13 protein-coding genes are annotated in these 13,983 nt (G+C 64.5%); 9 read left to right on the top strand and 4 right to left on the bottom strand.

What is annotated here, in order from left to right; all coding sequences use genetic code 11:
• Positions 1 to 32: 32 nt before the first annotated feature.
• Positions 33 to 2,528, bottom strand: a complete 2,496-nt coding sequence (ligD, locus tag QZ497_RS00895; protein WP_295470190.1) for a DNA ligase D — start codon at positions 2,526 to 2,528, stop codon at positions 33 to 35.
• Positions 2,529 to 2,542: 14 nt separating this feature from the next.
• Positions 2,543 to 3,439: a Ku protein gene (locus QZ497_RS00890; protein WP_295470188.1), complete on the bottom strand. Its 897-nt coding sequence runs from the start codon at positions 3,437 to 3,439 to the stop codon at positions 2,543 to 2,545.
• 255 nt (positions 3,440 to 3,694) lie between these two features.
• Between QZ497_RS00890 and ssuD the strand changes: the two genes are divergently transcribed.
• Positions 3,695 to 4,840 carry an FMNH2-dependent alkanesulfonate monooxygenase gene (ssuD, locus tag QZ497_RS00885; protein WP_295470186.1) on the top strand — a complete coding sequence of 382 codons (1,146 nt, stop codon included), beginning with the start codon at positions 3,695 to 3,697 and terminating at the stop codon, positions 4,838 to 4,840.
• Here ssuD and QZ497_RS00880 read toward each other — a convergent pair whose 3' ends face one another.
• Entirely contained in the window at positions 4,841 to 5,158 is a 318-nt protein-coding gene (locus tag QZ497_RS00880) for an antibiotic biosynthesis monooxygenase (RefSeq protein ID WP_295470184.1), read from the bottom strand.
• Positions 5,159 to 5,258: 100 nt separating this feature from the next.
• On the opposite strand from QZ497_RS00880, the gene soxR reads away from it, so the two are divergent.
• Positions 5,259 to 5,720 (top strand): redox-sensitive transcriptional activator SoxR, encoded by a 462-nt coding sequence (gene soxR / locus QZ497_RS00875; RefSeq protein ID WP_295470182.1) that lies wholly within the window; start codon positions 5,259 to 5,261, stop codon positions 5,718 to 5,720.
• A gap of 309 nt (positions 5,721 to 6,029) precedes the next feature.
• On the opposite strand, the gene QZ497_RS00870 is transcribed toward soxR, so the two are convergent.
• Positions 6,030 to 6,599 (bottom strand): XRE family transcriptional regulator, encoded by a 570-nt coding sequence (locus tag QZ497_RS00870; protein WP_295470181.1) that lies wholly within the window; start codon positions 6,597 to 6,599, stop codon positions 6,030 to 6,032.
• A gap of 101 nt (positions 6,600 to 6,700) precedes the next feature.
• Here QZ497_RS00870 and QZ497_RS00865 point away from each other — a divergent pair, with 101 nt between their 5' ends.
• The 7 genes from QZ497_RS00865 to QZ497_RS00835 all read left to right on the top strand — a co-directional run bounded on the left by QZ497_RS00865 (position 6,701) and on the right by QZ497_RS00835 (position 13,962).
• Positions 6,701 to 7,618 carry a DMT family transporter gene (locus QZ497_RS00865; protein WP_295470179.1) on the top strand — a complete coding sequence of 306 codons (918 nt, stop codon included), beginning with the start codon at positions 6,701 to 6,703 and terminating at the stop codon, positions 7,616 to 7,618.
• Positions 7,619 to 7,871: 253 nt separating this feature from the next.
• Positions 7,872 to 10,823 carry a monovalent cation/H+ antiporter subunit A gene (locus QZ497_RS00860; RefSeq protein WP_295470177.1) on the top strand — a complete coding sequence of 984 codons (2,952 nt, stop codon included), beginning with the start codon at positions 7,872 to 7,874 and terminating at the stop codon, positions 10,821 to 10,823.
• Positions 10,823 to 11,167: a Na+/H+ antiporter subunit C gene (locus QZ497_RS00855; RefSeq protein ID WP_295470175.1), complete on the top strand. Its 345-nt coding sequence runs from the start codon at positions 10,823 to 10,825 to the stop codon at positions 11,165 to 11,167. The genes QZ497_RS00860 and QZ497_RS00855 overlap by 1 nt, the downstream gene beginning before the upstream one ends.
• A complete protein-coding gene (locus tag QZ497_RS00850; protein ID WP_295470173.1) occupies positions 11,164 to 12,843 on the top strand; it encodes a monovalent cation/H+ antiporter subunit D in 1,680 nt (559 codons plus the stop codon). Before QZ497_RS00855 ends, QZ497_RS00850 begins: the two co-directional genes overlap by 4 nt.
• Positions 12,840 to 13,328 (top strand): Na+/H+ antiporter subunit E, encoded by a 489-nt coding sequence (locus tag QZ497_RS00845; protein ID WP_295470171.1) that lies wholly within the window; start codon positions 12,840 to 12,842, stop codon positions 13,326 to 13,328. Before QZ497_RS00850 ends, QZ497_RS00845 begins: the two co-directional genes overlap by 4 nt.
• The gene (locus QZ497_RS00840; protein ID WP_295470169.1) at positions 13,325 to 13,603 is read left to right on the top strand and encodes a K+/H+ antiporter subunit F; all 279 of its coding nucleotides are present in this window, start codon (positions 13,325 to 13,327) and stop codon (positions 13,601 to 13,603) included. The genes QZ497_RS00845 and QZ497_RS00840 overlap by 4 nt, the downstream gene beginning before the upstream one ends.
• Entirely contained in the window at positions 13,600 to 13,962 is a 363-nt protein-coding gene (locus QZ497_RS00835) for a Na+/H+ antiporter subunit G (RefSeq protein ID WP_295470166.1), read from the top strand. The genes QZ497_RS00840 and QZ497_RS00835 overlap by 4 nt, the downstream gene beginning before the upstream one ends.
• Positions 13,963 to 13,983: the final 21 nt, after the last annotated feature.

Genomic DNA, 13,983 nt, shown 5'->3' with positions numbered 1-13,983 from the left:
GGCGGATTCGCAACGCAAGATGTCCTCACCGTTCAGGCTCCGGCGCCCAGACGCTGCCACATCGCCTGGGTGATGCGCTGGCGGTTGTGATAACCCGCCCAAGGGTCTTCATGCAGCTGGCGCAGGTGCTCGCCGAGATTGCCGATGTGCCATTGGCCAGCGGACGTCAGCGTTGTCAGCTCGTCACGACGAATGGGCACCGATACCGGCAGGCCTGGCCGTGCGCGTACCGACCAGGCCGCGACCGTGGTGCCGCCACGGGTGTTGCGCAGGTAATCGATGAAGATCCGCCCCACCCGGTTACGTGGGCCCGCCGTTGCCGTGAAACGCTCGGGCAGCTGGCGGGCCATGAACTCGGCCAGCGCCTTGGCGAAGCCTTTCACCTCGTCCCACCCGGCGCGGCGGGACAGCGGCACGACGACGTGCATGCCCTTGCCGCCGCTGGTCTTGATGAAGGCCTGCAAACCCAATTCGTCGAGCACCGCCAGCAGCATCTGGGTGGCCTCGATCATCTGCTGCCAGGGCAGTGTCGGGTCGGGGTCCAGGTCGAGGATCAGGCGGTCCGGGGTCTCGATACGATCACTGGTGGCGCCCCAGGTGTGCAACTCGATGACACCCATTTGTGCCACGCCAGCCAGCGCCTGGACACTATCGATCTGCAGCAGTGCCGCGTGCCCCGGGTCCAGGGCGGGGTCCAAGCGGGTGATGTGCGGGATTCGCAGGCCCTGTGCATGCTTCTGGAAGAATTGCTCGCCTGCGATGCCTTCAGGACAACGCAGAAACGCCACCGGGCGCCTGGCCAATTCTGGCAGCAGCCAATCGGCGACCGCTTCGTAGTACTGCGCCAGTTCGATCTTGCGGGTGCCACTACGCGTATCGACGACCCGTTCCGGGTGGCTGATCGCCACACCGGCCACCCGGCTACCGCCCTTGCTGGGTGCCTGAGCGTTGGGCGCGGCGGGCGGACGCGGGTGTTCACGGACAATCTCGTGTGCCGACTTGTCAGTGCGCAGGCCGATGAACGAGGCCTGGCGCAGGACACCCTCGCGGGTCCACTCGGCGAACTGCACCTCGGCCACCAGCCGTGGCTCGACCCAATGCGCCTGGCGCACGCTGCTGGCGGAGGGTTCGCGTATCAGCGGGCAACGGTTGCAGCGCAACGGGTCGAGGTGCTCCTTGAGTTGTCTGAGTGCCAGGGCACTGAAGCCGGTGCCGACCCGCCCGGCATACACCAGGCCACCGGCCTCGGCGTCGTTGACCGCCAGCAATAGCGCGCCGAAGCTGCCGCGGCTGCCCTGTGGCGGGGTGTAGCCGACGATGACGAATTCCTGGCCCATGCGGCATTTGAGCTTGACCCAGTCGCCATTACGACGGCTTGCATACAAACTGCCACTGCGCTTGCCGATCACCCCTTCCAGGCCCATGGCGCTGGCGCTTTCGATGATTTCCTGCGGGCGGGCGGCAAACGCCTGGGAAAACCGCAACAGCTCGCCGCGGCGCCCTGCAAGTTTCTTTTCCAGCGCGGCACGCCGCTGCTCCACCGGCTGCTCGCGCAGGTCCTTACCGTCCAGCCAGGGCGCATCGAACAGGTAATAGAGAATGTCCTGGTCACTGTGTTGGTCAAAGGCCTGTTGCAAGGCCTGGAAGTCCGGCAAACCGTCGCGGTTCAGCACCACCACCTCGCCGTCGAGCCAGCTGTCGCCCAGCCCCAGCGCCGTAATGGCCTTGGCTTGCCGGGGCATGCGCGCGGTCCAGTCATGGCCGTTGCGGCTGAACAGGCGCACCTCGCCGTCGCGGACACGAGCAAGGATGCGATAACCGTCGAACTTGATCTCATACAGCCAGGCCCCACTCGGCGGGGTGTCCGTCAAGCTGGCCAATTGCGGTGCCAGCGTATCAGGCAGGGCCGCCTTTCGGCGCTGCGGCTTGGCAGGGGCGGCGCGTTGGGGTCGGTCTTCCAGGCGTCGGTCGCTGAGCACGCTGTCCGGACGCTCGGCAGTAATGTCACCCTCGCCCGCCGAGCGGGCCACGGCATCATGGCGCTTGATCAGCAGCCACTGCTGGCGCTTGCCACTGCCCTTCAGCCGAGTGCGAACCAGCGCCCAATCGCCGCCCAGTTTCTCACCCTCCAGGGTGAACTCCAGCTTGCCGGCCTCATAGCCCTGCCGTGGGTCGCTATGGGGTTGCCACGTGCCGCGGTCCCAGACGATCACCTCACCGGCGCCATACTGCCCTTCAGGAATACGGCCTTCGAAACGCGCGTAGGCCAGCGGATGATCCTCCACCTCGACAGCCAGCCGCTTCTGGCTCGGGTCCAGGCTTGGCCCCTTGGGCACCGCCCAGCTCTTCAGGGTGCCGTCCAGTTCAAGGCGAAAATCATAGTGCAGGTGGCTGGCGTCATGCTTCTGGATCACGAAGCTCAGCGCCTGCCCACGCCCGCTGCGCTTGGGGCGGCTGGCAGGCTCTGGCGGTTCGCGGGTGATATCGAAGCGGCGTTTGCGGGTGTATTCGCTGATCGGCCTGGGCATGCTCGACTCCTTGCTCAACTGGCCCGGCGGCGACGCTGGCCCTTGGCGCCACCGCCCGCGCCGGTCGCGCTCTGCGCTTTGCCACCCGCCTTGCCGGCGGGGCTCTTGCGTGCGGCTTTCTTGCCTGACAGGCTCTGGCGCAGCAGTTCGGTCAGGTCGACCACATCGGCCTGGCGACGCTCATCGGGCGCTTCTTCGTCACTGACCGTATGCAGCTTGCCGTGCTTGGCCTTGGTCTCCACCAGAGCCATGATCTTTTCCTGGAAGGTGTCGCGGTAATCCTGTGGCTGCCAGTCGACACTCATGTCCTTGACCAGCTTGCGGGCCATGTCGCGTTCGGCCTTGCTCAGGCTGACATCGGTGACCGCCTCGCTGAGTTCCAGGGTGTCATCCATATCGCGCACCTCGGCCGGCCAGCGCAGCAGCACCAGTACCAGCGCGGAGGCCAACGGCATCACCGCTGCCAGGTGTTCACGGGTGTGCAGCACCACGTTGGCCAGTGCGACGCGCTTGCTGTCGTGCAAGGTTTCACGCAACAGGGCATAGACCTTCTCGCCGCGTTGCGTGGGGGCGAGGAAGTAAGGCCGGTCGATGTGCTGCAGGGGAATCTGCTGGCTGTCGACGAAGCCGAAGATATCGATGGTCTGGGTGGCCTTGGGGTGCGCCGCACGAATCTCCTCCTCGCTGAGCACCACATAGCGGTCTTTCTCGTACTCCACGCCCTTGACGATATTCTCGGCGCTGACCTCCTTGCCGGTGGCCTTGTTGACCCGCTTGTAGCCCACCGGGTCCATGCTGCGCTTGTCGAGCCAGTCGAAGTCCACGCCCTGCGCGGAAGTGGCCGAGATGAGTGCCACCGGGATATGCACCAGCCCGAAGCTGATTGCGCCTTTCCAGATTGCCCTTGCCATGTCCAGCAGCTCCCTGTTGTCTGCCTGGTGGATGACTGCCAAGGGCGACGCAAAGTTTCAGCGAGGAGACAACCGCACCTTGAGCGAGTGTCGCAAAGGTGAGCGCAAGGCAGTGACCTGCCGCGACAGAGACCGTGACGTCGATATATTCGATAAAAATCTAAAAATATTAATTTAAGTTCTTTTACGGAATAAATATCAGCTCTTATAACAGGGCTGACATTTTCCCAGCCGCCCCGCCTGCAAGGACCCGTAATGAACGTTTTCTGGTTTCTACCCACCCACGGCGATGGCCACTACCTGGGCACCACTCAAGGTGCCCGGCCGGTGACCCTCAACTACCTCAAGCAGGTCGCACAGGCGGCTGACGATCTGGGTTACTACGGCGTGCTGATCCCCACTGGTCGCTCCTGCGAGGACTCCTGGGTGGTGGCCTCGGCCCTGGCGCCCCTGACCCAGCGCCTGCGCTACCTGGTAGCGATACGGCCTGGGATCATCTCTCCGACCGTATCGGCACGCATGGCCGCGACGCTGGACAGGCTGTCGGGCGGGCGGTTGTTGATCAACGTGGTGACCGGCGGTGACCCGGACGAGAACCGTGGCGACGGCGTACACCTCAGCCACAGCGAGCGTTACGAGGTGACCGACGAATTCCTGCGCATCTGGCGTCGGGTACTGCAGGGTGAAGCCGTGGACTTAAAGGGCAAGCACTTGCACGTCGAAAATGCCAAGGCGCTGTATCCGCCACTGCAAAAGCCCTACCCGCCACTTTACTTCGGCGGCTCGTCCGAGGCTGCCCACGACCTGGCCGCCGAGCAGGTCGACGTCTACCTGACCTGGGGCGAACCCCCTGCCGCCGTCGCCGCCAAACTCGCCGACGTGCGCGAACGCGCGGCGCGCAACGGGCGTACGGTGAAGTTCGGCATTCGCCTGCATGTGATCGTCCGCGAAACCAGTGAACAGGCTTGGGATGCTGCGGCGCGGCTGATCGAACCGATCAGTGACGAAACCATCGCCGCCGCACAGAAGTCCTTTGCCCGCTTCGACTCCGAAGGCCAGCGGCGCATGGCCGCGCTGCACGCTGGCCGACGCGACAACCTGGAAATCGCCCCCAACCTGTGGGCCGGGGTCGGCCTGGTGCGCGGTGGCGCGGGAACCGCGCTGGTGGGCAACCCTCAGGAAGTGGCGGCGCGGATCAAGGAATATGCCGACCTGGGTATCGAGAGTTTCATCTTTTCCGGCTACCCGCACCTGGAAGAAGCCTACCGCTTCGCCGAACTGGTCTTTCCGTTGCTGCCCGAGCCTTACGCCAGCCTTGCCGGTCGCGGGCTGACCAACCTGACCGGCCCGTTCGGCGAGATGGTCGCCAACGACCTGCCCCCGCAGCAGGCCCCACGTTGATCAACCGTTGCTGGCGATCTGGCTGAGCACCTGATAACTGCCGAACACCGCAGCCTTGACCCGATGCTGGCGGATCAACTGCTGCAGATCGGCCACCCCCGGCTCCAGATTGCGCAACGCGACTTCGCAGGCCTCACGCGATTGCCACAGCACCTGATGCAGGACCCGCAGGCCATCTTCGCTGGCCTGCACGCTGGCAGTGATGAAACCGGGGCAGGTACAGGTGAAACGCTGGTCCACTGCAGCCAGCGCAGCGACCAGGCCCGACTGCTGACGTGGCTCGATGCTGAATTCGACGACTTGACTGTAGACGGGCATGAAAATCTCCATGAATGATGCGGCCATGCAAGATGTTGCAAGGGACAGGCGCGCAGGTTAAAACCTCGAGTTAACTAGAGGTCAAGAGGCGGATTGCAACATGGATCAATCAGCGGTCGGCAAGCCCCGGCCTTACCTGAGCGTCGGCCAGCTGGCCGCACGCAGCGGCGTGGCGGTCACCGCCCTGCACTTCTACGAAAGCAAGGGACTGATCAGCAGCCAGCGCAACGCTGGCAATCAGCGCCGCTATCCCCGCGAAGTGCTGCGCCGCGTGGCTCTGATCAAGGTGGCGCAGCGCCTGGGCATTCCACTGGCCAGCATTCACGCCGCCTTGCAGGCGCTGCCGGAGGGACGTAACCCCACTGCTGCCGACTGGCAGAAGCTTTCCGGGCAGTGGCGCAGCGAACTGGATGAACGCATCAGCCAACTGACCGCCTTGCGCGATCAACTGACCGGCTGCATCGGTTGCGGTTGCCTGTCGATGGAGGCCTGCCCGCTGCGCAACCAGGGCGATACACTGGGCCGGCAGGGCAGCGGGCCGCAATTGCTGGAGCAGTCTTGAGACAACGATATATGGGTCGGTAGGCTTCAGCCGCGGAAGATTTCGCTCGGCCCCTGCAGATAAGCAGAGGTTGCCCGCCCTTCGCGGCTAAAGCCAATACGGGTCAGTTCGTCGTTATGGGGCTCGGTGGAAGCGGCTTTAGCCGCGAAAGCGCCAGGCAACTCGGTGCATCTGTTGTGAACAGGCGGTCGCTTCGCGGCTGAAGCCGCCTACCCGGCCTAACTGATCAGCATTGCGGCTAAAGCCAATACTGTTCGGTTAAGCGCTTTGCGGCTTTGACGGAGCGAGCTTGCTCCCACAGGGCTTGGACTACAGCACCACCGTGCGAACAAAACGCAGCAGCGCGGCACCTCGGTTGTGAAATGCGTGGGTCTGGTGACTGGAGAACATGAAGAATTCGCCAGCCTCGATCCGATGGGGCTGCTCGCCGCCGCCCAGTTGCAACGTCAGCTGACCTTCGATGACATAGACCTGCTGGCTCCAGCCCTCGGGGTCCGACTCCGCCTGGTAACAGTCGCCCGCCTCCAGACTGAACTCCCACAATTCCACCTCACGCCGGGCCAGTGCCTTGGACAGCAGCACGGCCTTGCTGCCCGGCCGACCGCCAGCCCAGGCCAGCTCGTTGATGCGGCTGTGGTCCTGGACGTCAGGCGCCTGGATCAGATCGCTGAAGGCGACATCCAGGGCCTCTGCCACACGATCCAGGGTCGCCAGGCTGACATTGTTCTCACCCGCCTCGATGGCTACCAGCATGCGCCGGCTGACGCCCGAGGCATCGGCCAACGCGCTCTGGCTGAGACCCGCAGCATTGCGCAGGCGGCGCACGTTGTGCCCCACGTGCTGCAGCACCGGCGCACGGTGCGAATTTACTTTGTGCATCATATTGCTCACTCGAAGCGGTTGCGCATTATACTGCTCATCTTGCGGCGCATTGTGCGGCGCAGCGTTCCCGTCCTGCAAGACTTCACACCGGTACTGTCATGAAATCGCCCACCCGCCTGCCGCACATCAGTAAGGCAGAAGCTGTCCTGATCTTCATCACCATGCTCTGGGGCGGCACTTTCCTGCTCGTCCAGCACGCCATGAGTCTCAGCGGCCCGATGTTCTTCGTCGGCCTGCGCTTCGCCGCCGCTGCACTGTTCGTCGCTCTGGTATCGGGTAAGGCCCTGCGTGGCCTGACCCTGCTGGAACTGCGCGCCGGCCTGTTCATCGGCACCGCGATCATGCTCGGCTACGGCTTGCAGACCGTCGGCCTGCAGAGCATTCCCAGCAGCCAGTCGGCGTTCATCACGGCTCTCTATGTGCCCTTCGTACCGCTATTGCAGTGGCTGGTGCTGGGGCGTCGCCCTGGGCTGATGCCCAGCCTGGGTATCATGCTGGCATTCACTGGCCTGATCCTGCTGTCCGGCCCGCAGGGCGCAGCGCTGAACTTCAGCCCCGGCGAGATCGCCACCATCATCAGCGCCGTGGCCATCGCTGCGGAAATCATCCTGATCAGCGCCTACGCCGGGCAGGTCGACGTGCGCCGCATCACCGTGGTGCAACTGGCCACGGCCTCGGCCCTGGCGTTCCTGATGGTGGTCCCCACTGGCGAGCGCCTGCCGACGTTCTCCTGGCAACTGCTGGGCATCGTCCTCGGCCTGGGCGCCATGAGTGCGGTCATCCAAGTGGCGATGAACTGGGCGCAGAAAAGCGTCTCGCCCACCCGTGCCACGGTCATCTACGCCGGCGAACCGGTCTGGGCCGGCATCGCCGGGCGCCTCGCCGGTGAGCGCCTGCCTGGCCTGGCCTTGCTTGGGGGTGCGCTGATCGTCGCTGGCGTGATCGTCAGCGAAATGAAGAAGCGCCAAGCTGCCAGCACGCCGCAGACCGATGCCGTCATTCACAAGGCCGAGTGACATTCGCCGGGCGCGAGCCGGTCGCGCCCCTTCCCCCCGGTCACTGACGCGGCCGCACGGACTTTCGCTGCACCGCGACGGTCACAGTTGCTGTAACCCCCTCCTGCCAAACTGACCAACCGGGATGATGCCAAGCGAGCTGATGCTGTTATGGCATCAGACATTTTTTGTAGGAAATTACCCGGGGCGCGAGTTTGGCGATGAACATACTGGCACGTATGATGCTTAACATTTCTTCGCAGAATAGAAGCCTATGTCCCTGATAGTTCTACTGCTTCTGCCCTTCATCGGCAGCTGTCTGGCGGCCTTTCTGCCGCACAACGCGCGTAACGCCGAGTCTCTGCTCGCCGGGCTTATCGCCGTCACCGGCGCCTTGCAGGTGGCGCTGTGGTATCCACAGATCGCCGATGGCGGGGTCATCCGCGAGGAATACCTGTGGCTGCCCAGCCTGGGCCTGAACTTCGTCCTGCGCATGGACGGCTTCGCCTGGCTGTTCGCCATGCTGGTGCTGGGCATCGGTACCCTGGTTTCACTGTACGCGCGCTACTACATGTCACCGGATGATCCGGTGCCACGCTTCTTCGCCTTCTTCCTGGCCTTCATGGGCGCCATGCTGGGCCTGGTAATCTCCGGCAACCTGATCCAGATCGTGTTCTTCTGGGAGCTGACCAGCGTTTTCTCCTTCCTGCTGATCGGCTACTGGCACCATCGCAACGACGCGCGCCGCGGCGCCTACATGGCCCTGCTGGTCACCGGTGCCGGTGGCCTGGCCTTGCTGGCCGGCGGTCTAGTGCTGGGCCATGTGGTGGGCAGCTACGATCTGGACCGAGTCCTCGCCGCAGGCGACCTGATTCGCGCCCATGCCCTGTACCCGGTGCTGCTGACGCTGATCCTGATCGGTGCGCTGAGCAAGAGCGCGCAATTCCCCTTCCACTTCTGGCTGCCCCACGCCATGGCCGCGCCGACTCCGGTATCGGCCTATCTGCACTCGGCCACCATGGTCAAGGCCGGCGTATTCCTGCTGGCGCGGCTGTGGCCGGCACTCTCCGGCTCCGAGCAGTGGTTCTGGATCGTCAGCGGCGCCGGCGCCTGCACCCTAGTGCTCGGCGCCTTCGCGGCGATCTTCCAGAACGACCTCAAGGGCCTGCTGGCCTACTCGACCATCAGCCATCTGGGCCTGATTACCCTGCTGCTCGGCCTCAACAGTCCGCTGGCTGCAGTAGCGGCGGTGTTCCACATACTCAACCACGCCACCTTCAAGGCCTCGTTGTTCATGGCGGCCGGGATCATCGACCACGAAAGCGGCACCCGCGACATTCGCCGCCTCAGCGGGCTGGTGAAGATGATTCCCTATACCGCCACCCTGGCCATGGTCGCCAGCGCCGCGATGGCCGGGGTGCCGTTGATGAATGGCTTCCTGTCCAAGGAAATGTTCTTCGCCGAGACGGTGTTCATTTCGTCCTCGGCCTGGGTGGAAATGGCCCTGCCCGTGGTGGCGACCGTGGCCGGTGCGTTCAGCGTGGCCTACTCGTTACGCTTTACCGTAGACGTATTCTTCGGCCCACCGGCCAAGGACCTGCCGCTGCTGCCCCACGAGCCACCGCGCTGGATGCGCATGCCCGTGGAGTTGCTGGTGCTGGCCTGCCTGGTGGTCGGCATCTTCCCGGCGCAATCGGTAGGCCCGCTGCTGGCTGCCGCCGCCAGACCAGTGGTCGGTGGTGAACTGCCCGAGTACAGCCTGGCGATCTGGCACGGCTGGAACGCCCCGATGATCATGAGCCTGATCGCCATGGCCGGCGGCATCGCACTCTACCTGCTATTGCGCAACCCGCTGCGCAGCGAGCGCTTCGCCGGGCCGCCACTGATCGGTCGCCTGAACGGCAAGCGCTCGTTCGAACGCCTGCTGGTGGCGCTGATGCACTGGGCGCGGCGCTTCGAGCGGCTGATGACCACGCGCCGTCTGCAAGCGCAACTGTTCGCCCTGGTACTGGCGGCGGTGGTGCTGGGCTTCATCCCCATGTATCTCAGCGGTCTGACCTGGGGGGACCGGCCGAAGATCCCCGGCTCCGGGGTATTCGTGACCCTTTGGCTGATCGCCATTGCCTGCGCCCTGGGCGCGGCCTGGCAGGGCAAGTACCACCGCCTCGCGGCACTGATCATGGTCAGCGTCTGCGGACTGATGACCTGCATCACCTTCGTCTGGTTCTCGGCACCCGACTTGGCCCTCACCCAGCTGGTGGTCGAGGTGGTCACCACGGTGCTGATCCTGCTCGGCCTGCGCTGGCTGCCGCGCCGTAACGAAGCGGTGGCGGCGACCAGTACGCGCTTCAAGGCGCGCGCACGCCGGGTTCGCGACTTCACCCTGGCGGTGCTGGTCGGCGGCGGCATGGCGGCACTGTCCTACGCCATGCTCACCCGGCAGACACCGAACATGATCTCGTCCTATTACCTGAGCCGCGCACTGCCCGAGGGCGGTGGCACCAACGTGGTCAACGTGATGCTGGTGGACTTCCGCGGCTTCGATACCTTCGGTGAAATCACCGTACTGGGCGTGGTGGCCCTCACCGTATTCGCCCTGTTGCGACGCTTCCGCCCCCCCAAGGAGAGCATCCCGCTGCCAGCCCAGCAGCGTCTGCTGGCCCGTGACGTGGCCACCGACCTGGTCAACCCGCGCAGTGCCAGCGACACCGCGCTGGGCTTCATGATGGTGCCGGCGGCGCTGGTGCGCCTGCTGCTGCCGATCGCCTTCATGGTGTCGATGTACCTGTTCATGCGTGGCCATAACCAACCGGGCGGCGGTTTCGTCGCCGGCCTGGTGATGTCGGTGGCGTTCATCCTGCAGTACATGGTCGCCGGCACCCAGTGGGTCGAAGCGCACATGAGCCTGCGCCCGCAGCGCTGGATCGGCACCGGACTGATCTGCGCGGTGCTCACCGGTCTGGGCGCCATGGCGTTGGGCTACCCGTTCATGACCACCCACACCGCCCACCTGCACCTGCCGATTTTCGGCGACCTGCACGTGGCCAGCGCGCTGTTCTTCGACATCGGCGTGTATGCCGTGGTGGTCGGCTCGACCCTGCTGATCCTCACTGCGCTGGGCCACCAGGCGGTGCGCAGCCATCGACCCACCTCGCTGCCCAAGCCATTAGGGGCACCGACCCCGGCACCGGCGGTCGTCGTTCATTCACAAGAAGGAGCCCTGTGATGGAAGAAGTCATCGCCATTGCCATCGGCGTACTGGCCGCCTCGGGCGTCTGGCTGATCCTGCGGCCACGAACCTTCCAGGTCATCATGGGCCTGTGCCTGCTGTCGTACGGTGTCAACCTGTTCATCTTCAGCATGGGCAGCCTGTTCATCGGCAAGGAGCCGATCATCAAGGACGGCGTGCCGCATGACCTGCTGCACTACACCGACCCGCTGCCCCAGGCGCTGGTACTCACCGCCATCGTCATCAGCTTCGCCATGACCGCGCTGTTCCTGGTAGTGCTGCTGGCCTCGCGCGGGCTGACCGGCACCGACCACGTGGACGGTCGGGAGCCCAAGGCATGAGTGGCATCAACCAGTTGATCATCGTGCCCATCCTGCTGCCCCTGCTGACTGCCGGGCTGATGCTCTGGCTGGGCGAGAAACATCGTCCGCTCAAGGCACGCATCAATCTGTTCTCCACCATGATCGGCCTGGCCGTGGCCATACGCCTGCTGATGTGGGTGCAGGAAAGCGGCGGCATGGGCTCGATCGGCGTCTACATGCCAGGCAACTGGGAAGTGCCCTTCGGCATCGTGCTGGTGGTCGACCACCTCTCGGCGCTGATGCTGGTGCTGACCGGGATCATCGCCGTGTGTGCGCTGCTGTTCGCCCTGGCGCGCTGGGACAAGGCTGGAGCAAGCTTCCATGCGCTGTTCCAGATCCAGCTGATGGGACTGTATGGCGCATTCCTCACCGCCGACTTGTTCAACCTCTTCGTGTTCTTCGAGGTGCTGCTGGCGGCCTCTTACGGCCTGATGCTGCACGGTTCCGGACGCGCTCGGGTGTCGTCGGGGCTGCACTACATCGCGATCAACCTGCTGGCCTCGTCACTGTTCCTGATCGGTGCGGCACTGATCTACGGCGTGACCGGTACCCTGAACATGGCCGACCTGGCGGTGAAGATCCCCCAGGTCAGTGAAGCCGACCGGGGCCTGCTGCATGCGGGCGCGGCGATCCTGGCCACGGCGTTTCTGGCCAAGGCCGGCATGTGGCCGCTGAATTTCTGGCTGGTGCCAGCCTACTCGGCGGCCAGTGCGCCGGTGGCCGCGATGTTCGCGATCATGACCAAGGTCGGCATCTACACCCTGCTGCGTCTGTGGACCCTGTTGTTCTCCGAGCATGCCGAAGCCTCGGCATTCTTCGGTGGCGAATGGCTGATCATCGGCGGCATGCTGACCATCGCCACGGCAGCGGTAGCGATCATCGCCGCCCAGCGCCTGGAGCGCATGGCCAGCCTGAGCATTCTGGTCTCGGCGGGCATCCTGCTGTCGGCAATCGGCTTCGCACAACCGGGCCTCACTGCCGGTGCGCTGTTCTACCTGGTCAGCTCGACCCTGGCACTGAGCGCGCTGTTCCTGCTCGGCGAGCTGATCGAGCGCACGCGCTCGGCCAACCAGTACGGCGAAGACGAAGACGCCGACCAGTTGCCGCACAATCTGGAGTCTCTGCACCCACCGCGCGGCAGCAATCTCGACGAAGAAGAGAACATCGTGGTCGGCCAGGTGATTCCCATGACCATGGCCTTCCTGGGCTTGTGCTTCGTCGCCTGCGCCCTACTGGTCATCGGCATGCCGCCGCTTTCCGGGTTCATTGGCAAGCTGACCCTGCTCAATGCCTTGCTCAACCCTGAGGGCCTGGGCAGCGCCAGCAACCCGCCGGTTTCGCTGGAAGCCTGGCTGCTCATCGCACTGCTGGTGTTTTCTGGCCTGGCGGCACTGATGTCGTTCGTGCGCCTGGGCATCCAGCGTTTCTGGACACCTCGGGAAACGCCATCGCCGCTGCTGCGCCACAGCGAGTACCTGCCCATCGTGCTGTTGCTGGGCCTGTGCATCACCCTGACCTTCAAGGCCGAGCCGCTGCTGCTCTATACCCAGCAGACTGCCGCTACCCTGCATGAGCCCCAGCAATACATCCAGTCGGTAATGGCCACTCGCCCACTGCCGGGCACCACCCTCAACACCTCGCAGGTGCAGCCATGAAACGACTGTTCCCCGCTCCGCTGTTGTCCCTGGCGCTCTGGGGGCTGTGGCTGGTGTTGAATCTTTCCCTGAGTGCCGGGCACATCCTGCTGGGCGGCCTGCTGGGCTTTCTCGCCCCACTGATGTTCGCCTCGCTGCGGCCGATGCCGGTGCGCCTTAGCAAGCCAGGCACCATCGTGCGCTTCATCTTCAACGTCGGCATCGACGTGGTGCTCTCCAACCTGCAGGTGGCGCGCACGGTGTGGACGCTCAAGCGTCGCCCGCCGCGCTCGGCCTTCGTGCGTATTCCGCTGGAAATGCGCGATGCCCACGGCCTGGCGGCCCTGGCCATGGTGTGTACCGTGATCCCCGGCACGGTCTGGTCGGAACTGGCGCTGGACCGCAGCATCCTGTTGATGCATGTGTTCGACCTGGAGGATGAAGCGCGCTTCATCGAACACTTCAAGAGCACCTACGAGCGCCCCTTGATGGAGATCTTCCAATGAGTGACCTGCTCAGCCTGGCGATACTGGCCAGCCTTTCGATATTCGCCCTGGCGATGGTCCTGACCCTGTTGCGTCTGTTCCGCGGCCCCTCTGCCCAGGACCGGGTGCTGGCGCTGGACTACCTGTACATCACTGCCATGCTGATGATGCTGGTGCTGGGCATTCGCTATGCCAGCGACACCTATTTCGAGGCGGCGCTGCTGATCGCCCTGTTCGGCTTCGTGGGCTCATTCGCTCTGGCCAAATTCCTGCTGCGCGGTGAGGTGATCGAATGACCAGCGACGTGCCGTACTGGGTCGAAGTGGTAACCGCCATTCTGCTGCTGACCAGCAGCCTGTTCACGCTGACCGGTGCGATTGGCGTGTTGCGCCTGAAGGACTTTTTCCAGCGCATGCACCCGACCGCGCTGGCCTCGACCATCGGCACCTGGTGCGTGGCCCTGGCGTCGATCATCTACTTCTCGGCCCTCAAGCAGGCACCGGTGGTGCATGCCTGGCTGATCCCGATTCTGCTGGCCATCACCGTGCCGGTCACGACTCTGCTGCTGGCCCGTACCAGTCTGTTCCGCAAGCGCATGGCCGGCGAGGACGTACCGCCAGAGGTCAGCGGCGACCGCCCGGCCCAGGAAGGCTGAAGCCCGAGGATTCGAATGGCA

This window comes from uncultured Pseudomonas sp. (assembly GCF_913777995.1).
Classification (GTDB): Bacteria; Pseudomonadota; Gammaproteobacteria; order Pseudomonadales; family Pseudomonadaceae; genus Aquipseudomonas.
The sequence above is the reverse complement of the archived record's forward strand: the minus strand, read 5'-3'. Positions and strand labels throughout refer to the sequence as shown.

Bases quoted from the DNA above. Each gene is read 5' to 3' on its own strand.
- QZ497_RS00835 (WP_295470166.1), top strand. From the start codon at position 13,600: ATGACCAGCGACGTGCCGTACTGGGTCGAAGTGGTAACCGCCATTCTG.
- ssuD (WP_295470186.1), top strand. From the start codon at position 3,695: ATGAACGTTTTCTGGTTTCTACCCACCCACGGCGATGGCCACTACCTG.
- QZ497_RS00860 (WP_295470177.1), top strand. From the start codon at position 7,872: ATGTCCCTGATAGTTCTACTGCTTCTGCCCTTCATCGGCAGCTGTCTG.
- QZ497_RS00880 (WP_295470184.1), bottom strand. From the start codon at position 5,158: ATGCCCGTCTACAGTCAAGTCGTCGAATTCAGCATCGAGCCACGTCAG.
- QZ497_RS00870 (WP_295470181.1), bottom strand. From the start codon at position 6,599: ATGCACAAAGTAAATTCGCACCGTGCGCCGGTGCTGCAGCACGTGGGG.
- QZ497_RS00845 (WP_295470171.1), top strand. From the start codon at position 12,840: ATGAAACGACTGTTCCCCGCTCCGCTGTTGTCCCTGGCGCTCTGGGGG.
- ligD (WP_295470190.1), bottom strand. From the start codon at position 2,528: ATGCCCAGGCCGATCAGCGAATACACCCGCAAACGCCGCTTCGATATC.
- QZ497_RS00850 (WP_295470173.1), top strand. From the start codon at position 11,164: ATGAGTGGCATCAACCAGTTGATCATCGTGCCCATCCTGCTGCCCCTG.
- soxR (WP_295470182.1), top strand. From the start codon at position 5,259: ATGGATCAATCAGCGGTCGGCAAGCCCCGGCCTTACCTGAGCGTCGGC.
- QZ497_RS00840 (WP_295470169.1), top strand. From the start codon at position 13,325: ATGAGTGACCTGCTCAGCCTGGCGATACTGGCCAGCCTTTCGATATTC.
- QZ497_RS00865 (WP_295470179.1), top strand. From the start codon at position 6,701: ATGAAATCGCCCACCCGCCTGCCGCACATCAGTAAGGCAGAAGCTGTC.
- QZ497_RS00890 (WP_295470188.1), bottom strand. From the start codon at position 3,439: ATGGCAAGGGCAATCTGGAAAGGCGCAATCAGCTTCGGGCTGGTGCAT.
- QZ497_RS00855 (WP_295470175.1), top strand. From the start codon at position 10,823: ATGGAAGAAGTCATCGCCATTGCCATCGGCGTACTGGCCGCCTCGGGC.